Genomic DNA, 17,096 nt, shown 5'->3' with positions numbered 1-17,096 from the left:
GCTGGCGCCGCCGGTGGCCGGTGGCACTCTGGACGTATGCCAGAACTGCCCGAGGTCGAGGCGCTCCGCGACTTCCTGACCGAGCACCTCACCGGCCGCGAGATCGTCCGGGTCCTGCCCGTGGCGATCAGCGTCCTGAAGACGTACGACCCCCCGCTCACGGCGCTGGAGGGGCACCGCGTGGCGGCCGTGCACCGCCACGGCAAGTTCCTCGACGTGGAGACGGCCGGCGGCCCGCACCTGGTGACCCATCTGGCCCGGGCCGGCTGGCTGCACTGGAAGGACAGCCTCCCCAGCGGCCTGCCCAAACCCGGAAAGGGCCCGCTCGCGCTGCGGGTCGCCCTGGAGACCGGCGCCGGCTTCGACCTGACGGAGGCGGGCACGCAGAAGCGGCTCGCGGTCCACGTCGTGGCCGACCCGCGGCAGGTGCCGGGCGTGGCCCGGCTCGGCCCCGACCCGCTCGCCGACGACTTCGACGAGGCACGCTTCGCCGCTCTCCTCACCAGTGAGCGGCGGCAGCTCAAGGGCGCCCTGCGCGACCAGAGCCTGATCGCGGGCGTGGGGAACGCGTACAGCGACGAGATCCTGCACGCCGCGAAGATGTCCCCGTTCAAACTGGCCGCCTCCCTGACCGACGAGGAGACCGCCCGGCTGTACGCCGCCCTGCGCGGCACGCTCACCGAGGCCGTGGAACGCTCCCGGGGCATGGCCGCCGGACGCCTGAAGGCCGAGAAGAAGAGCGGGCTGCGGGTCCACGGCCGCACCGGAGAGCCCTGTCCGGTGTGCGGCGACACCATCCGCGAGGTCTCCTTCAGCGACTCCTCGCTCCAGTACTGCCCGACCTGCCAGACCGGCGGCAAACCGCTCGCGGACCGCAGGATGTCCCGGCTGCTGAAGTAGCGGTGTCCGACCCGGTGACGGCGGTCGCCGGGGGCCGCGGTCAGCCGGACGGCAACGTCACCAGGTGCTCGCCGTCCGCCGTACGCACCTCGTAGCGGTCGATCTGGCCGGGATGCAGGGCCGCCCCGCCGTGCATGGTGTGCGGCCGGGTGCCGTGCCCGGGGACCATCCAGCTGGTGATCGTCTGTTCGGACCCGTCGCGGCCCACGGCGACGAGCCGGCAGGAGCGCGGGCCGCCCCCGTCCTTGACCTCGAGCCGCACGTCCGTGCCCCAGGTCTCGTCCTCGGCCGTGATCCGCGCCCACACCCCGGACCGGGCGTCGGTCGCGGTGACCGGCGCCGCCGGGTCGCCCTGGCTCGCGTAGAGCACGGCGCCCGGCCCGGCCGCGGCGCACACGACGGCGGCGGCCACGGCGTACAGCACCCGCCGCCGGCCGGTCCGCCGGCGCGAGGTCACCTCGGACAGCAGCCGGTCGAGCAGTCGCGGTCCCGGCCTGGTCAGGGGGTGGACGATACGGGGTGTCGCCTGCCGGTACAGCATCAACTGACGGGTGGCGGGACCGAATTCGGTCACCTGGGCCGCGCACCGGGGGCATTCCATGAGGTGGTCCTCGAAGCGGAAGGCCTCCGCTTCGTCCAGTACGCCGAGCGCGTAGGCGCCGACGTCACGATGCCTCTCCAGGGACCTCATGCCGAATCCTCGTACCGTTGGGTGCGGGTGGGGTTACTCCTTGCTCCCACCCGTACGCACCCGACAGCCGAATCACTCAAGCCACCCCGGAATCGCAACCAAGGTGTTCGGAGCGGTCCGGGGCGTGGATTGGTCCGTCCCGCGGGAAAGTTCGTGGGGCCGGCCGGGGAGGCTGGATGAGGCCGGCCGGGGAGGCTAGAACAAGTGGATGGCGAGGTGCCCCAGCGGCAGCCCGAGCTGCCACGCGGGCGTCCACACCTTCGGCCCCTCGTCCTCTCCGGTCACCGGCGCACCACCGGGCACCGCGTTCAGGTCCGGGGCGAGCAGTTCCGTGTCCTGGAGCCAGCGCCAGGCCGCCCGGGCCAGCTCCAGGTCCGGCGAGTGGCGTCCGGCGGCGACGGCGTCGGCCGTGACCTCGGCCAGCCGCCCGTGCACCCACTCGTGCCAGGGCTGGTCGTAGGCCGTCAGGGACAGCCAGGTCTCCAGGTGGGTGACGACCCGGATGCCGCTCAGTTCGTTCTCCGTGTCGGACAGGAAGACGGTGAGCGCCAGCGCGTCGCGTCCGGCGCGGAACTCGAAGGACGTCGGCGGCATCAGATCGCCGGTCCGCAGCAGCTCGTCGGCGATGTACTCGGCGTACAACCAGGCCATGGGAACGCTCAGTTCGCCCCCGCCGGCGCCGTCCGTGCTCTCTTGACCTCTGTGCAGCATCCCTTCCTGCCTTCCTCCGGTGCGTGCGCGTCGCCCGACCGGGTCATGGACCCCCGTCCGGAACACGGATGAGGACAGCCGACTGCTCAACCGGGGTCCTGGGCAAGGCGCTTTACGGAGGCTTGACCAAAAGGTCGGTTTCACCGCAGGTCGGCGGCGTATCCCGGTAGCACCCTGCGCATGGCGCGCAGCGCGTAGTACGCGCGGGACTTCACGGTACCGGGTGGGATGCCGAGGGCGGCCGCGGCTTCCGCCACACTCGCCCCCTGGAAGTACACCAGCACCAGGACTTCACGGTGCTCCGGAGTGAGTGTCTTCACAGCCTCCCGCACATCGAGGGCGGCGGCGGCCCGTTCGGCGTGATCCGCGCAGACGCGCGCGTTCTCCAGCACGGCGTCGCCGACCTCCGCGGGGCGCGCCTGGCGAGCGCGGCGGGCGTCGATCGCGAGCCGCCGGGCCACGGTGAGCAGCCACGGCCGTACGGAGTCGAAGTCGTCGGCGCGCAGGGCCTCGGGATGCTGCCAGGCGCGGACCAGGGTCTCCTGCACCAGGTCCTCGGCGCGCTGCCGGTCGCCGTCGCTGAGCCGCAGCAGCAGCGCGAAGAGCGGCCGGCCGTGCTCGCGTTGCAGTGCGGCGAGCTCGTGCTCGGCGGTCGTCCCGTTCGCAGTGTCCGTGAGGGTGATTCCGGCCGTCATGGCCGTATGGCACCGCAGGGGACCGTGCGGGGACAGGGCGTACGCACGGGTGTGCGGCGGACGGTCGATCGCGTCGACGAACGGTTCGACGAACGGTCGGCGTGCGGTGGGCGTGTGGTCCGGGCACCCCGTTCGCGCACGCCGGACGGGCTAATGGGCGTGTCGGAGCCGCGTGTGACGGGCCGTGACTCTTTACCTGTTCATACGTAAATGTGACTTTTCATCGGTGTGTGCGACCCAGCGGAGTGAACGGATGATCACACGCAGCCGGCAGGTGGCCCTGGCCCTGACCGCCCTCCTCACCGCGGGCGCGGCCTGTCAGGCCCGCGACCACGAACCGCCGAAACCGCCGGCTCCGGCTCCGCCCGCCGCCGTCGAAGGTGCCTTCACCCTGGTCGCCTCCGGAGACGTGCTCCCGCACGACTCGATCATCGAGCGGGCCCGCTTCGACGCCGGCGGCACCGGCTACGACTTCCGCCCCATGCTCGCCGGCGCCCGGCCCGTCGTCGCGCGGGCCGACCTCGCCCTGTGCCACATGGAGACCATCTACGGCGCGAACGGCGACTACAGCGGCTACCCGCTCTTCAAGTCCCCGCCCGAGGTGGCCAGGGCGCTGGCCGCCACCGGCTACGACGGCTGCTCCACCGCGTCCAACCACAGCGTCGACGACGGCGCGGACGGCATCCGCCGCACCCTGGACGCCCTCGACCGGGCAGGCGTACGGCACGCCGGGACGGCGCGCACCGAGGCCGAGGCGGACATCGCGACGGTGCTGCGCGCGGGCCGGGCCCAGGTGGCCCACCTCGCCTACACCCTCCACACCAACGGCCACCCGCTGCCCGCGGACCAGCCCTGGGCGGTCGGTCTGATCGACGAGGCGCGCATCGTCGAGGACGCGCGGGCCGCCCGGAAGGCCGGCGCCGACGTCGTCGTCGTGTCGATGCACTGGGGCACCGAATGGCAGGACGAGCCCGACCAGGACCAGTTGGCCCTCGCCCGGAGCCTGACCGCGTCCCGCACCGGCGACCGTCCGGACATCGACCTGATCCTCGGCACCCACGCCCACGTCCCGCAGGCCTACGAGAAGGTCAACGGCACCTGGGTGGTGTACGGCATGGGGGACCAGATCGCGGGCGAGATGGTCAACAACGAGGGCGTCCGCGATCCGCGCGGCAACCAGTCGGCCGTCGGCCGCTTCACCTTCGCCCCGCCCGACCGGGCCGGCGAACGCTGGAAGGTGACGAAGGCCGAGTTCGTCCCGCAGTTGTTCGACGTCGACGCCGGCCGGGTGGTCAACCTCAACCGGGCGATCGACGAGGGTGCCGACGTACGCGCCGTACGTGACCGCATCCGCGACGTGGTGCTCAGCCGGGGCGCCGCCGAGGACGGACTGGTGATGGGCGAGTAGGTCAGGCGTCCGCCACGTGGTCCAGGGCCGTCAGCATGGCGCCCAGCACCCGCAGACAGGTGGCGACGTCGGCGTCCGAGAGGTCCGAGCCGACCGCGCGCAGCAGTTGGTGTTCCCGGTCGAGGACCGCGTCGATCGTGTCCCGGCCCCGGGCGGTCAGCCGGATCAGCGACGACCGGCGGTGCGCCGGGTTCGGGGTGCTCTCCACCAGGTCCTGGGCAACTGCGTCGTTGACCATCCGCTGGACGAACTGACGGCTGATCGCCTGCGCCCGGCCCATCTGGGGCACGGTCATCGGGCCGCCGCGCCGCAGCATCGTCAGCACGGCGCGGACGCCCACGGACAGACCGTCGGCGGCCAGGCCCTGCTCGACGCCGCGCTGAGCGCGCCGGTAGAGGGGACCGACCAGGTCGTAGACCTCGGTGAGGCGCTGGGCGAGCGCGTCCGGGGGGAGGGGTGCGTCGATGTCGTTCACCCCGCCATCATGACACCCAGGTTGCCAAAGTCGACCTCACATGACACCTTGGTTGTCATGACTGTTGTTTCGGACCTCCGCTTCTTCACCTCCGCCGACGGCGACCTCGCCTACCGCGACACCGGCACAGGAGACCCGGTCGTCCTGCTGCACTCCGGGTTCACCGACCACCGGGTGTTCGACGCCCAGATCCCGGCCCTGGCCCGCGAGTACCGTGTGATCGCCCCCGACGTCCGCGGACACGGCGCCTCGGCCAACGCGAGCAGGCCGTTCCGCTGGGCGGACGACCTCGCCGCGCTGCTGCGCCACCTCGACACCGGTCCCGCGGTACTCGTCGGCGTGTCCATGGGCGGGGCCATCGCCACCGACACGGTCCTCGAGTACCCGGAGCTGGTCCGTGCGGTGGTCGCCTGCGGGGCGTCCACGAGCGAGTTCGAGTACACCAACCCCTGGGTGCGAGGGGTGCAGGCGGAGCAGGCCGCCGCACTGGGCGCCGGGGACGTCGAGGGCTGGCTCACGGCGTTCCTGCGCTTCGTTCCGGGGGAGCGCCGCGGCCTCGACGACGTCGACCCGGACGTGCTGCGCAGGGTGCGCGAGATGGCCCTCGGCACCCTCTCCAAGCACACCCCGGACGAGGAGAACCACCACGTGCCCCTGACCGACACCTGGCCCCGGGTCCCGAAGATCGACGTCCCGGTCCTCACCGTCAACGGCGCACTGGACGCGCCCGAGCTGGTCGCCGAGGCGGAACGGCTCGCCCGTACGGTCCCGGACGGCCGTTCCGTCACCGTCGAGGGGGTCGCGCACTACCCGAACATGGAGCGGCCCGAGGCGTTCACGGGCATCGTCGCCGAGTTCCTGCGCACCCTCTAACGGCGGGCCAGCTCCGACTTCCGGTACGAGTACGCGAAGTAGATCACCAGGCCGACCACGAACCACACGGCGAACCGCACCCAGGTCTGCCACTGCAGGAACGTGATCAGCCAGATCGAGAAGACGATGCCCAGCGCCGGCACGAACGGCATCCACGGGGTACGGAAGGTGCGCGGCAGCTCCGGCTGCCGGTAGCGCAGCACGATCACCGCCGCGCACACCACCACGAACGCCAGCAGGATGCCGATGTTGGTCAGCTCCGCCGCCTCGCCGATCGGCAGGAACCCGGCGATCACGGCGGACGCGCACCCCACGATCCAGGTGACCCGGGTCGGCACGTGCCGCGTCGGGTGCGTCTTGGCGAACCACTTGGGCAGCAGCCCGTCGCGCGACATGGAGAACCACACCCGGGTCACGCCCAGCATGAACGTGAACATCACCGTGAGGATGCCGATGATGGCGCCCACCGCGATGATGTCGGCCAGCGAGCTGAGCCCCACCGACTTGAACGCCGTCGAGAAGCCGCTCTCCGGGTCGATCTCCTTGTAGTTCTGCATACCCGTCAGCACCAGACAGGCCGCCACGTACAGCACCATCGAGATGATCAGCGAGTAGATGATCGCCTTCGGCATGTGCCGCTGGGCGTCCTTCGACTCCTCGGCCGCCGTCGACATGGCGTCGTAGCCGAAGACCGCGAAGAACACCGTCGCCGCACCGGTGAACGCCCCGCCGACGCCGAACGGGAAGAAGGGGTGGTAGTTCGAGCTGTTGATGTGGAAGACGCCGACCCCGATCACCAGCAGCACCACCAGCACCTTCAGCACCACAACGACCATCTCGAAGCGGGCGGCGTTCCTGATGCCCAGCGTCAGCAGGTACGCGATCAGCAGGCACAGCACGGCCGCGAACAGGTCGACCTTGTGCCCGTCCCCGGTGCCCGGCGCCCCCAGCATCCAGTTCGGCAGGTCGGCACCCATCTCGCCGACCAGAAAGCTGAAGTAGCCCGAGATGCCGATCGCGACCACCGCCACGATCGCCGTGTACTCCAGGAGCAGGTCCCACCCGATGAACCAGCCCACCAGCTCGCCCAGGACCGCGTAGCCGTAGGTGTAGGCGGAACCCGCCTTCGGGATCAGCCCGGCGAACTCGGCGTACGACAGGGCGGCCGCCGCGCTCGCGACACCGGCGATGAGGAAGGAGATCAGGACCGCCGGCCCCGCCGTGCCGTTGGCGACCGTGCCGGCCAGCGTGAAGATGCCGGCCCCGATGATGCCGCCGACACCGATCGCGGTGAGCTGCCACAGCCCCAGCGAGCGCACCAGGCCCCCGCCGCTCTCCGTCTCCTCGATGTGTTCGATGGGTTTGCGGCGGAGAACACCCTCACCCATGCGGAACCGGGCCATGCGCCTCACCTCTTCGTGAACGGCAAACGGCTGACGGTGGATCATGATGACGCACACGCGTCCGTGACGGAAGTCACGACGCACAAAGGTCCCAAGACGCACACACCGACCCGGCCGGTGCTAGGGGGTGTCGTCTGGATCAGGCCGGCCGCGGCCTACGGTGCCTTGTGGCCGACCCCGGCAAGATCCAGACGACACCCCCTAGGGCACCACCGTCACCGGCCAGCGCCCCGCCTTCACCAGCCGCACCGCGACCGAGCCGACGAACCGGTGACCGGCCTGCTCGGAGGCGCCGACCACCACCGCGTCCGCCTTCAGCTCGTCGGCCGTCTGCTTCAGACCGCTGTACGGGTCGCCGCGGAACGTGTGGAACTCCCAGCGGATGTCGAATATCCCCTTCACCCGCTCGGTCGCCTCCCGGATCTGGGCCACCAGCTCCTCGGCGATCTCGTCGGTCGTCTCCGCCACCGACGCCCCGAGCGCCGCACCACCCGCCAGCACCGGCTGCACGTACACCACGGCGAGCAGGGCGCCCTGCCGCCTGGCCATCCCCCCGGCGTAGGCCGCGGCCCGCAGCGAGGAGTCGGAGCCGTCCACACCGACGACGATGACCTTCGGTCCGTCCGTGCCGCGTTCGAACTGATGGGAGTGCTGTTCCGTCACGCGGCGAGGTTATCGGAGTCCCCGGTGATCTTGAGCCGGGCGGGTGGTTTCATGCCGCCGCACCGGTGTTGCTCAGGTGCGGCGCACCGTGACCGGGCGACTGATGAGTCATGAAGAAGGACCAGTTGCTCACCCGCCGCACCCTGCTCACCGGCGTCGCGGCCCTGGGCGCGGCCGGCGCCGGCGGCGCACTCGCGGCGGGCCTGGGACACGGACCGTCCCGGCCGCCCGCCCCCGTACCCGCCCCGGGCCCCCCGCAGCGCAGCCCGCTCAGGGCCTCGGCCTACCGGCTCCAGCCCCTGACCGGATACGGCGCACCGCGTGCCGCGCCCGGCCGGCCCCCGGTGCGCAGCGAGCCGATCCTGCGCATGACGGGCCGGGGCCGCACCATGCTGCTCACCTTCGACGACGGACCCCACCCCGAGTACACCCCGCGGATCCTGGACACCCTGGCGAAGTACGAGGTGCGGGCGACGTTCTTCGTGTGCGGGGAGATGGCGGACTACAACCGGGACCTGCTGACCCGGATGGCCGACGAGGGGCACGTGGTCGGCAACCACACCTGGTCCCACCCGCTGCTGACGAAACTCTCCCGGCGCCGCATCCGCTCCGAGATGGAGCGCACCAGCGAGGTCGTCGAGCAGGCCTACGGCGAGGCGCCCCGCTGGTTCCGGGCCCCGTACGGCGCGTGGAACCGGGCCGCCTTCCAGCTCGGCGCGGAACTCGGAATGGAGCCGCTCGCCTGGACCGTGGACACCCTGGACTGGACGACACCCGGCACCGGGGCCATCGTCGACCGGGTCGAGGAAGGCGCGGCCCCCGGTGTCGTGGTGCTCTCGCACGACGCCGGGGGCGACCGTTCGCAGAGTGTCCGGGCCCTGCGGCGTTATCTGCCCGAACTGCTCGACTCCGGCTACCACCTCACCGTCCCCCGGCGGCGCCTGATCTGACCGCTGCCGGGCCCGCCCGGCCGGGGCACGCTCAGCGGACCTCGACCAGGCGGGCGAAGGCGACGACGTTCCCGTCGTAGCCGTTCTGCTTGGTGAAACCGCCGCCGCAGGTGATGACCCGCAGTTCGGGGCTGCCTTTCGAGCCGTAGACCCGGTCGCCGGGGAAATTGTTCTTCTCGAACACTTCGATGCCGTAGATCTCGAAAACCGCCGTCTTTCCGTCCTGGCGGTGCACTTCCACCCTGTTTCCCTTTTTCAGGGCCCCGAGTCCGTAGAAGACGGCGGGGCCCTGCTGGTTGTCGACATGGCCGACCACGACCGCGGTGCCCTTTTCCCCCGGTGAGACCGCGCCGGTGAACCAGCCGGCCAGGTTCGGGTCCTCGGGCGGCGGCGCGTCGACCCAGCCGTCCGCGTCGAGACCGACCCCCATGACCGGCGCGTCGACCTGGATGGCGGGGATGGAGACCTGGTCGGGCACCGAGTACGGCAGCGGACTCACTCCGGCCGCGGCACCGTCGCCGGTCGCCGAGCGGGTGTCCGACGCGGCGGCCGACGCGGGCTGCGGGGGGCCCACGTCGAATTCCCCGGAGCCGTTGCGGATGAGCGCGAGACCGGTCAGCAGAACAAGCGCTATCACGCCCCAGGGAGCGCGCTTCCGCCGCCGCTCCTCCTCATCGGCCAACTCGGAGTCGTACATTCGCCATCCCCTCTCGACCCGGCCGTCGCCGGATCATCCGCGCATACGAGCACGCTAAGCGCCGTGCGGGGGACCGGCGACGGGGCGGCGGCGAACGGGTGGCGGGCGCGTCCTTGCGTGCGCCATCCGGGAGGCGACCGGCAAGATTTTCTGACGGGGCGTGACCTGCGGCGATATCCACTCGCGCGGTTTCGGCCCGGCAAGCCGCTCACCAGGACGGACCATTCCCGAAATGCGGCTGCGGGCAGGGCAACTGAGGGTCTTTCTGGGAGGCGCTTTCTCGCCGATCGACCGGGGACGGGACCCGGGGCGTCTTCCGCGGAGGATCACATGCGCAACACTCGTGCCCTCGCGGCAGCCGGCGCCGCCGTCGCTGTCCTCGGACTGGCGGCCCCCACGGCCACCGCGGGCGGCGACCACAACCAGCCGAGCAACATCGTCGCGCTGCCCAGCGTGATCGCCCGCGGCGGCCAGATGACCGTCACGGTCGACGGCTGCCCCCAGGGCGGCACCATGACCTCGGACGCCTTCCGGACCACCCACCTGACCCCGGTCAGAGGAGCCAACGAGACGTCCAAAGGCACCGCCACCATCAAGCAGGACGCCAGGCCGGGCTCGTACGACATCACCGTCAACTGCTCGGGCCGCCGGCTGACCCGGCCGGCCGCCTTCACCGTCATCGGCGGTGTCCGCGGCGGCCTCGGCGGCAGCAGCTCCAGCGGGGCGACCTCGACCGACATCGCGATCGGCGGCGGGCTTGTCGCCGCGGCCGTCGCCGGCGGCGGACTCTTCTGGATGCGCCGCCGGTCCGAGCGGCGGATCTGAGCGCACGGCGCAGGACGGCAGCGGCACTTCGCCCCGGATCCGGTGGGATCCGGGGCGAAGTGCCGTGCGTGATGCGGACGGGTCAGGCCCGGTCCTCGCCGGAACGGCGGCGCGAGAGGTGGTAGGCGGTGCCCACCGCCCCCGCGATGAGCGCCGCGCCGAGCCCGGTCTGCTTCAGGTCGAACCCCGCGACGCTGCCGCCCCGACCGGCGTGCACGCCCTTGTCGTGCCAGGGCTCGTCGGTCGGGTGGTGCGAGCCGCCGCCCGCGATCGTCAGGTCCACCGTGCCGGTCTTGTCCCGGCAGGCGAACGTCACCCGGTACACCGCCCCGCGCCGGGCGTCCCGGTCGACCCGCGCCGTGGCGGACGACTCGTCCCGGGGGATGGTCACCGTGTCGAAGACCGGCGAGGTCACGGTGACCCGCCCCCGGCAGCCCGCCTCGGTACGACCCACCCTCAGCGTGACCTGACCGCCGGGCGCCACGGTGGCGGGACTGACGGTGAAGCCGAACGTGTTCGAGCCCACGGCCCCGGCCGGCACGCAGGCGGAGAGGGCGGCGGCGCCCAGCAGTGCGACCGAGGCGACGGGTATCGCGCGCATGGTGAATCCTCCGGGTCCCCGAGGAGCAGCGGCGGACCTGTTCCGCTCGCGCCAGGAATGCACCTCGATGTCCGAAACGCTAGGAAGCCGTGCACGTCACCGCGATCGCAGTCGCGCGAATGGGGCAAGAGTGTGGGCCGCTCAGGGGACGGTGACGGCGTGTCGGCCGTCACCGTCCCCGGTGTCGTGTCAACGGCGGGTCGCTCCCCGCAGGCGGGTGGCTCCTCGGTGTCCGGTCAGTCCCCCGCGCCGGGGAACAGACTCAGGAACGGGTCGGTCGACGCCGCGACGCCCCTGCTGAAGGGTGCGTCGAAGTCCCAGATCAGGAAGAGCAGGAAGGCGATCAGCGCGGAGAACAGACCCGCGAGGACCAGTTCGCGGGTCGTGCGCCGGATCTGCAGGGCGAAGACCATCCCGATGGTGATGACGGCGCCGGCGATCAGCCCGAACCACACCACCCCCGGCATGGTCGCACCGGTCGACTGCGCACGGGCGTTGCGGGCCTGGTCCGCGAGGGCCACCTGGTCCACGAGGGGCTGGTACGCCTGCGCCTCGAAGTCCGACCTCGGTTCGTAGTCCGTGACGTCCGCGCGTACCCGGTCGAGCAGCTCGGTGCCGCGGTCGGTCACCTCTCCGTGGTCGGCCATGGCCTTCCACTCGGTGGTGACGACGTGTCCGACATAGGCGTTGACATCCGCCCGGATGCGGTCACGGACGTCGGGCGGGTAGACCCGGGCCCGTTCCGAGACCTCGTGCAGTGCGACGGCCTCCGTCTGTACGTCGGCCTCGGCGGCGCTGCGTGCCTCCCAGACACCGGCGATGGCCAGGCCCAGGACGATGGCGTACACCACGCCGATCCACATCGTCATGTACTCGATGACGTCCGGGGTCTCGGTGATGTCCTCGTCGTCGGACGCGGTGCGGTGCCGTAGGAGGGTGATGATGACCACCACGACGCAGGCGGCCAGCATCGCGAGGGTGAGAACAAGCCATTCCGGCAAGAGAGGCTCCAGGGATCAGCGCGCACGGAGCGCGGCGACGGCGACCACCGCGGGCACCGTGATGAGCAGGACGAAGACGAGCGGCGACGTGGTCCCGCGCGAGGAACGCTGCGGCGCCCGGGCGGCGCGGTGGCGCGGATAGTGCACCGGGCTGAGCGACGGACGGGGCGTGGGCGTGACCGAGGGCGCGGGGGCGGGCGCCGCGGAACGGACCGGCGGCGGGGCGGGAGCGGGCGTCGGCGTCGGGCTCGGCTCAGGGGCGGGCCGTGGCGGCGCCGGCCGCGGGGCGGGAGGCGGCGGCGGTTCGGGCTCCGGCGCCGGTGGCTTCGGCGGGGGCGGCTTCGGGGCGGGCGGAGGAGTGGGCTCGGGCGGGGGAGGCGTCGGTTCGGGCTCCGGTGGGGGCGTCGGCGTCGGCGGCGGTGTCGGTGTCGGCTTGGGGCAGGGCGGAAAGGTGGGCCAGGAGGCACTCCCGGCGACCGCCACCGCGTCGGTGCCGTCCGGTCCGGTCGACGCGTACGCACACGCGTCGGCCCGGGCCGCGCCGGCCGGTATGCCGACGAGGGTGAACGTCAACGTCACCAGGGCCAACACCCGTCCGGCAGCGGCGGATCGGGTCGGTTCGGGTCCATGCACGACGCAGATCATGAAGCCTGGCGCACCGTCCCACGCCCGAGTGCCCGGCGATTGCCCCGAAGGAGGGACATGGCCCCACCAGGGGTTTGACGGCGGCGGAGGGGCCCGCGCCGGGGCCCGGAAACCTGTACGAGGCACCGCGCGCCGGTGGCGGACCGGAAGAAAACCCGCGACCGGTTGAACACAACGGGCTCCGCCGTGCGTACCCAGTGTCGTGCGGCGGCCCACCAGGGCGCCCCAACACCTTCGTGACGATCGGGGATTGACGATGAAGACCTCCTGGCGGAGCGCCTCACTCGTGGCGGGCGCCGCGGCGCTGCTGGCGCTGACGACGGCGTGCGGCCAGGACGGCGGCGCCCCCACCGGCAGCCAGAACGTGGGTGCCACGGCCGCTCCCGGCGACGTCGGCGACCTCGGTACCGGCGCCGGTGACGGACTCGGCACCGGCCCGGGCGCAGGACCGGCCTCGGCGAGCGCGCCGGAGCCGGCGGGCAAGCTGTCCGTCGCGGCGAACGCCGAGATCGGCGATCTGGTGACCGACGGAGCGGGCCGTACCCTCTACCGCTTCGACGCCGACACCGCCGAACCGCCCAAGACCACCTGCGAGAACGACTGCGCCACCACCTGGCCGCCGGTCGCCGCGGACGATGCCCTCGCCGGCGAGGGCATCGACAAGGACCTGCTCGGCGAGGTCGCCCGCCCCGACGGCACCAAGCAGCTGACGATCGGCGGGTGGCCCGCGTACCGCTACGCCAAGGACACCGCCGCCGGAGACGTCAAGGGCCAGGGCGTCGGCAAGAAGTGGTACGCGCTGGCCGCCGACGGCAAGAAGGCCAAGGCCGAGCCGGCCGCCGGGCTGTCCACCCGCGAGGACCCGAAGCTCGGCGAGATCGTCGTCGACAAGAACGGCATGACCGTCTACCGCTTCATGAAGGACGAGGCCTGGCCGAAGCCGGTGTCCGCCTGCACCGGCGCCTGTCTGGAGAAGTGGCCGGTCGTGGCGCCCGTCGAGGCCAACGACACCAAGGGCGTCGAGAAGAAGGGGCTGATGAGCTTCACCCGGCCCGACGGCGCCGCCCAGCAGACGATCGACTGCTGGCCCATCTACACCTTCGCCGGCGACAAGAAGGCCGGGGACACCAACGGCCAGGGCGTCGGCGGCACCTGGTACGCCGTCAAGCCCGACGGAAAGCCGGTCGGCGCGCCGAAGAAGTAGCGACCTCCCGCCCGCCGCCCTTCGGCGTCCGACCAGCGGACCGTCCCCTCCGTGCCCAGCGGAGGGGACGGTCCCGTTCGTGTGCTTTGGCATGCCTTCGCCCACGGCACGTGCCTCGGGCAGTGACCGGGAACGGACGGTCAATTTCCGTTTGGGCTCGCCCCTTTGGCGGGCGATCAGTAGCCTCAGCTCGAACACCGGATCGCCTATGCCTTGGAGAGCTAGATGGAGCGTCCCGCCTGGGCCCCTCGCAGCATCGACATCTCGGTGCCCAGCGTGTCCCGGATCTACGACTTCTACCTGGGCGGTTCGCACAACTTCGAGGTGGACCGCGAAGCGGCCCGCAGGGCCATGGAGTTCATGCCGGGGCTCCCCAAGATCATGCAGGCGAACCGGGCGTTCATGCGCCGGGCCGTGCGCTTCGCGGCCGACGAGGGCATCGACCAGTTCCTCGACATCGGCTCCGGCATCCCGACCTTCGGCAACGTCCACGAGGTGGCCGGCCGCAGCCGCCCCGGCTCCCGTGTGGTCTACGTGGACCACGACCCGGTGGCGGTCGCGCACAGCGAGGCCGTCCTGGCGGGCCACGACCACGCGGACGTCGTGGCCGGCGACCTGCTCAAGCCGCGGGAGATCCTGGCCAGTCCCCAGGTGGAGCGGCTGATCGACCTGAATCGACCGGTCGCCCTGCTGCTGGTTGCCATACTGCACTTCGTGGAAGACGAGGACGACCCGTACGCTGCGGTGGCCGAGCTGAGCGACGCGCTCGCGCCCGGCAGCCTGCTCGTCCTCACGCACGCCTCGTACGAGAACATCCCGCTGCCCGCCGAGCGGGCCGGGGGCGCGGTGGACGTGTACAAGGACATCCGCAATCCGCTGATCATGCGTTCGCGCGAGGAAATCGCGCGGTTCTTCAAGGGGTACGACATGGTGGAACCCGGACTGGTTCCGATGCCGCGCTGGAAGCCGGAGGGGGAGCCGGAGGAAGAGGACCCGTACGCGTTCTCCGGGTTCGCCGGCGTGGGGCGTACGGCGTGAGCGCCGAGCCGGACGGGCCGGAGGACAGGCTGCGGCGGTTCGCGACGATCTGGAGCCGGGCCGTGTTCCCGGTGACCTCGACGTCGTCCACCCGGCCCGAGTTCGAGGCGGAACTGCTGCCGCTGGCCCGCCGGCTGAGCGACGTGCTGCGCGCCCGGAGCTTCGACGCGGGGGAGGCCAGGGCGGTCGGCGCCGCCCTCGTCGACGCGCACTGCACCGACCCGGAGGCGCTCTCCCGGACGCTGGACTGCGTCGACGCCTACCTGGTGCTCTACTGCGGAGAGGACGGCGACCCGGAGGACCTGCGGGCCCGTTCGGCGCGGCTCCAGCACGCGATGGCGGCCGGGTTCGCCGGGGCGCTGCGGGCCCGTACCCTCGCCGAGCAGGAGGCCATCGCGCAGGCCGCCCTGAAGGCGCAGGGCGTGGTGGCCGAGGCCCTGCACGCCAGCGAGGCCCGCTTCCGCGCGGTCTTCGAGGGCGCCGCCATAGGCATCGGCATCGCCGACCTGGACGGCAACGTCCTCCAGGTCAACGAGGCGTTGATGCGCATGTTCGGCATCGCCGACCCCATGCTGGGCGGCCGCCGGGCCACCGAGTGGACGCACCCCGACGACGCGCCGCAGACCTGGCGGCTCTACGACGAGCTGGTGCGCGGCGAGCGCGAGCACTACCACGTGGAGAAGGCCTTCTACCGGCCCGACGGGACGGTCCTGTGGACCAACCTCACCGTCTCCCTGCTGCGCGACGCCGACGGCATCCCGCAGTACCAGCTCGCGCTGATGGAGGACACCACCGAGCGGCGGCTGCTCAACCTGCGGCTGCGCTACGAGGCCACGCACGACGCGCTCACCGGCCTGCCCAACCGCAGCTTCTTCTTCGAACGCCTGGAGAAGGCCCTGAACGCGGGCCCGGGCCAGCGCTTCGGCCTGTGCTACCTCGACCTCGACGGCTTCAAGACCGTCAACGACAGCCTCGGCCACGCGGCCGGCGACCGGCTGCTCGTCGAGGTCGCCGACCGCCTCCAGGCCTGTGCCACCGCGCCCGGCGAGATGGTGGCCCGGCTGGGCGGCGACGAGTTCGTGGCGCTGACCACCGGTCCGGACACCCGGCACGAGGTCGACGAGCTGGCCGGCCGCATCATGAACGCGCTGCTCGCCCCGGTCAGCGTCGACGGCCGCGAGCTGACCGTGCGCGGCAGTATCGGCATCGTCGAGGGCCCGGCGGGGGAGCGCAGCCCGGCCGAGGTGCTGCGCAGCGCCGACATCACCATGTACCGGGCCAAGTCGGCGGGCGGCAACCGATTCGAGCTGGCCGACCCGGAGGCCGACGCCCGCGTCATCACCCGGCACGGGCTGACCACGGCGCTGCCCGCGGCGCTGGAGCGCGGCGAGTTCTTCATCGAGTACCAGCCGCTGGTCCACCTCGGCGACGGCAGTGTGCGCGGCGCCGAGGCGCTGGTGCGCTGGCTGCACCCGCAGCACGGGGTGCTCGGCCCGGACCGGTTCATCCCGCTCGCGGAGCACACGGGGCTGATCGTGCCGCTGGGCCGCTGGGTCCTGGAGCAGTCCGTGCGGCAGGCCCGCGTCTGGCGGGAGCGGTACGGCGAGAGCGGGGCCGCGGGCCCGCTGCGCATCAACGTCAACCTCTCGCCCTGCCAGCTCACCCACCCCGGCCTGGTCCAGGACACCGTGGAGATCCTGGAGCGGACCGGCGTCGCGCCCGACGCGCTGTGCCTGGAGGTCACCGAGTCGGCACTGATCGGCGCGGACGACGACCTGCTGAAGCCGCTGCGCCGGCTGGCCGAGATGGGCGTCGACATCGCCCTGGACGACTTCGGCACCGGCTACTCCAACCTCGCCAACCTGCGCCGGCTGCCGGTGAGCGTCCTCAAGCTGGACCGCTCGTTCACGCAGAGCATGCAGCAGTTCCCGGCCGACCCCGTCGACCTGAAGATCGTCGAGGGGATCGTCGCCCTGGCCCACAGCCTGGACCTCGCGGTCACCGTGGAGGGCGTGGAGACCGGCGCCCAGGCCGAGCAACTGCGCATACTGGGCTGCGACACGGCCCAGGGCTGGTACTACGCCCGCCCCGGCCCACCCGAGCGGCTGCACGAACTGGCCCTGGTGGACGCGACGGGCTGAGCGGGGCCGCCGGTCCGTCCGGGACCCGTCACGGCCGGCTCAGGCTTCGTCCCGGGCGGATCGGGCCATGCGGCGCCGTATGTGCCCGTGCGGCATCCCGGCCCCGGGGCGGCCCAGCCTGCGCCTTGCCGCAGGGCGGCCGGCGTGGCTGGCTTGGCTCCTGCCCCGGCGCGGA

The 17,096-nt window shown here is 72.1% G+C and carries 18 protein-coding genes; 8 read left to right on the top strand and 10 right to left on the bottom strand.

Annotated features, from left to right (window positions below):
- The first annotated feature begins 36 nt into the window (after positions 1-36).
- Positions 37-900, top strand: a complete 864-nt coding sequence (locus ACZ7MF_RS19710) for an Fpg/Nei family DNA glycosylase (protein WP_471478069.1) — start codon at positions 37-39, stop codon at positions 898-900.
- A 40-nt stretch (positions 901-940) separates the two neighbouring features.
- Here ACZ7MF_RS19710 and ACZ7MF_RS19705 read toward each other — a convergent pair whose 3' ends face one another.
- The 3 genes from ACZ7MF_RS19705 to ACZ7MF_RS19695 form a co-directional block, all read right to left on the bottom strand.
- Positions 941-1,591 carry a zf-HC2 domain-containing protein gene (locus ACZ7MF_RS19705; protein ID WP_471478068.1) on the bottom strand — a complete coding sequence of 217 codons (651 nt, stop codon included), beginning with the start codon at positions 1,589-1,591 and terminating at the stop codon, positions 941-943.
- Between the two features lie 195 nt (positions 1,592-1,786).
- On the bottom strand, positions 1,787-2,302 hold the full coding sequence (locus ACZ7MF_RS19700; RefSeq protein ID WP_471478067.1) for a hypothetical protein: 516 nt from the start codon (positions 2,300-2,302) through the stop codon (positions 1,787-1,789).
- Between the two features lie 140 nt (positions 2,303-2,442).
- Positions 2,443-2,997, bottom strand: coding sequence for a sigma-70 family RNA polymerase sigma factor (locus tag ACZ7MF_RS19695; protein WP_087805250.1), 555 nt, complete (start codon positions 2,995-2,997; stop codon positions 2,443-2,445).
- Between the two features lie 253 nt (positions 2,998-3,250).
- On the opposite strand from ACZ7MF_RS19695, the gene ACZ7MF_RS19690 reads away from it, so the two are divergent.
- Positions 3,251-4,405 (top strand): CapA family protein, encoded by a 1,155-nt coding sequence (locus tag ACZ7MF_RS19690; RefSeq protein WP_471478066.1) that lies wholly within the window; start codon positions 3,251-3,253, stop codon positions 4,403-4,405.
- A gap of 1 nt (position 4,406) precedes the next feature.
- Here the strand turns inward: ACZ7MF_RS19690 and ACZ7MF_RS19685 are convergent, their stop codons facing one another.
- On the bottom strand, positions 4,407-4,880 hold the full coding sequence (locus ACZ7MF_RS19685; protein ID WP_471478065.1) for a MarR family winged helix-turn-helix transcriptional regulator: 474 nt from the start codon (positions 4,878-4,880) through the stop codon (positions 4,407-4,409).
- A gap of 57 nt (positions 4,881-4,937) precedes the next feature.
- Between ACZ7MF_RS19685 and ACZ7MF_RS19680 the strand changes: the two genes are divergently transcribed.
- The gene (locus tag ACZ7MF_RS19680) at positions 4,938-5,753 is read left to right on the top strand and encodes an alpha/beta fold hydrolase (protein ID WP_471478064.1); all 816 of its coding nucleotides are present in this window, start codon (positions 4,938-4,940) and stop codon (positions 5,751-5,753) included.
- On the opposite strand, the gene ACZ7MF_RS19675 is transcribed toward ACZ7MF_RS19680, so the two are convergent.
- Both ACZ7MF_RS19675 and ACZ7MF_RS19670 read right to left on the bottom strand, forming a co-directional pair.
- Entirely contained in the window at positions 5,750-7,156 is a 1,407-nt protein-coding gene (locus ACZ7MF_RS19675) for an amino acid permease (protein ID WP_471478063.1), read from the bottom strand. The two genes, ACZ7MF_RS19680 and ACZ7MF_RS19675, sit on opposite strands and share 4 nt — an antisense overlap.
- A gap of 201 nt (positions 7,157-7,357) precedes the next feature.
- Positions 7,358-7,819, bottom strand: coding sequence for a universal stress protein (locus tag ACZ7MF_RS19670; protein WP_356863849.1), 462 nt, complete (start codon positions 7,817-7,819; stop codon positions 7,358-7,360).
- A gap of 110 nt (positions 7,820-7,929) precedes the next feature.
- On the opposite strand from ACZ7MF_RS19670, the gene ACZ7MF_RS19665 reads away from it, so the two are divergent.
- Positions 7,930-8,769 (top strand): polysaccharide deacetylase family protein, encoded by an 840-nt coding sequence (locus ACZ7MF_RS19665; protein ID WP_471478062.1) that lies wholly within the window; start codon positions 7,930-7,932, stop codon positions 8,767-8,769.
- Positions 8,770-8,800: 31 nt separating this feature from the next.
- Here ACZ7MF_RS19665 and ACZ7MF_RS19660 read toward each other — a convergent pair whose 3' ends face one another.
- A complete protein-coding gene (locus ACZ7MF_RS19660; protein WP_471478061.1) occupies positions 8,801-9,466 on the bottom strand; it encodes a class F sortase in 666 nt (221 codons plus the stop codon).
- Positions 9,467-9,796: 330 nt separating this feature from the next.
- Here ACZ7MF_RS19660 and ACZ7MF_RS19655 point away from each other — a divergent pair, with 330 nt between their 5' ends.
- Complete coding sequence (locus ACZ7MF_RS19655; RefSeq protein ID WP_356863842.1) at positions 9,797-10,291, top strand: hypothetical protein; 495 nt, start codon at positions 9,797-9,799, stop codon at positions 10,289-10,291.
- 82 nt (positions 10,292-10,373) lie between these two features.
- Here ACZ7MF_RS19655 and ACZ7MF_RS19650 read toward each other — a convergent pair whose 3' ends face one another.
- The 3 genes from ACZ7MF_RS19650 to ACZ7MF_RS19640 form a co-directional block, all read right to left on the bottom strand.
- Positions 10,374-10,892, bottom strand: a complete 519-nt coding sequence (locus ACZ7MF_RS19650; RefSeq protein WP_471478060.1) for a hypothetical protein — start codon at positions 10,890-10,892, stop codon at positions 10,374-10,376.
- 236 nt (positions 10,893-11,128) lie between these two features.
- Positions 11,129-11,893, bottom strand: a complete 765-nt coding sequence (locus ACZ7MF_RS19645) for a bestrophin-like domain (RefSeq protein ID WP_356863838.1) — start codon at positions 11,891-11,893, stop codon at positions 11,129-11,131.
- Between the two features lie 15 nt (positions 11,894-11,908).
- Entirely contained in the window at positions 11,909-12,040 is a 132-nt protein-coding gene (locus tag ACZ7MF_RS19640; protein ID WP_016325543.1) for a hypothetical protein, read from the bottom strand.
- Positions 12,041-12,794: 754 nt separating this feature from the next.
- On the opposite strand from ACZ7MF_RS19640, the gene ACZ7MF_RS19635 reads away from it, so the two are divergent.
- The 3 genes from ACZ7MF_RS19635 to rmdA all read left to right on the top strand — a co-directional run bounded on the left by ACZ7MF_RS19635 (position 12,795) and on the right by rmdA (position 16,921).
- Positions 12,795-13,742, top strand: a complete 948-nt coding sequence (locus tag ACZ7MF_RS19635) for an SCO0930 family lipoprotein (protein ID WP_471478887.1) — start codon at positions 12,795-12,797, stop codon at positions 13,740-13,742.
- A 225-nt stretch (positions 13,743-13,967) separates the two neighbouring features.
- Positions 13,968-14,780 carry an SAM-dependent methyltransferase gene (locus tag ACZ7MF_RS19630; RefSeq protein WP_356863832.1) on the top strand — a complete coding sequence of 271 codons (813 nt, stop codon included), beginning with the start codon at positions 13,968-13,970 and terminating at the stop codon, positions 14,778-14,780.
- Complete coding sequence (gene rmdA / locus ACZ7MF_RS19625; protein ID WP_471478059.1) at positions 14,777-16,921, top strand: cyclic Di-GMP phosphodiesterase RmdA; 2,145 nt, start codon at positions 14,777-14,779, stop codon at positions 16,919-16,921. Before ACZ7MF_RS19630 ends, rmdA begins: the two co-directional genes overlap by 4 nt.
- Positions 16,922-17,096 lie beyond the last annotated feature (175 nt).

The sequence above is a fragment of the Streptomyces sp. NPDC111628 genome, assembly GCF_055635195.1.
Note: the sequence above shows the minus strand (reverse complement) of the source record. Positions and strands in the feature narration are given on the sequence as shown.

Excerpts from the sequence above, each read along its gene's own strand:
- ACZ7MF_RS19710 (WP_471478069.1), top strand. The coding sequence starts at position 37 with ATGCCAGAACTGCCCGAGGTCGAGGCGCTCCGCGACTTCCTGACCGAG.
- ACZ7MF_RS19705 (WP_471478068.1), bottom strand. The coding sequence starts at position 1,591 with ATGAGGTCCCTGGAGAGGCATCGTGACGTCGGCGCCTACGCGCTCGGC.
- ACZ7MF_RS19655 (WP_356863842.1), top strand. The coding sequence starts at position 9,797 with ATGCGCAACACTCGTGCCCTCGCGGCAGCCGGCGCCGCCGTCGCTGTC.
- ACZ7MF_RS19675 (WP_471478063.1), bottom strand. The coding sequence starts at position 7,156 with ATGGCCCGGTTCCGCATGGGTGAGGGTGTTCTCCGCCGCAAACCCATC.
- ACZ7MF_RS19700 (WP_471478067.1), bottom strand. The coding sequence starts at position 2,302 with ATGCTGCACAGAGGTCAAGAGAGCACGGACGGCGCCGGCGGGGGCGAA.
- ACZ7MF_RS19630 (WP_356863832.1), top strand. The coding sequence starts at position 13,968 with ATGGAGCGTCCCGCCTGGGCCCCTCGCAGCATCGACATCTCGGTGCCC.
- ACZ7MF_RS19665 (WP_471478062.1), top strand. The coding sequence starts at position 7,930 with ATGAAGAAGGACCAGTTGCTCACCCGCCGCACCCTGCTCACCGGCGTC.
- ACZ7MF_RS19690 (WP_471478066.1), top strand. The coding sequence starts at position 3,251 with ATGATCACACGCAGCCGGCAGGTGGCCCTGGCCCTGACCGCCCTCCTC.
- ACZ7MF_RS19680 (WP_471478064.1), top strand. The coding sequence starts at position 4,938 with ATGACTGTTGTTTCGGACCTCCGCTTCTTCACCTCCGCCGACGGCGAC.
- ACZ7MF_RS19695 (WP_087805250.1), bottom strand. The coding sequence starts at position 2,997 with ATGACGGCCGGAATCACCCTCACGGACACTGCGAACGGGACGACCGCC.
- ACZ7MF_RS19660 (WP_471478061.1), bottom strand. The coding sequence starts at position 9,466 with ATGTACGACTCCGAGTTGGCCGATGAGGAGGAGCGGCGGCGGAAGCGC.
- ACZ7MF_RS19635 (WP_471478887.1), top strand. The coding sequence starts at position 12,795 with ATGAAGACCTCCTGGCGGAGCGCCTCACTCGTGGCGGGCGCCGCGGCG.
- ACZ7MF_RS19650 (WP_471478060.1), bottom strand. The coding sequence starts at position 10,892 with ATGCGCGCGATACCCGTCGCCTCGGTCGCACTGCTGGGCGCCGCCGCC.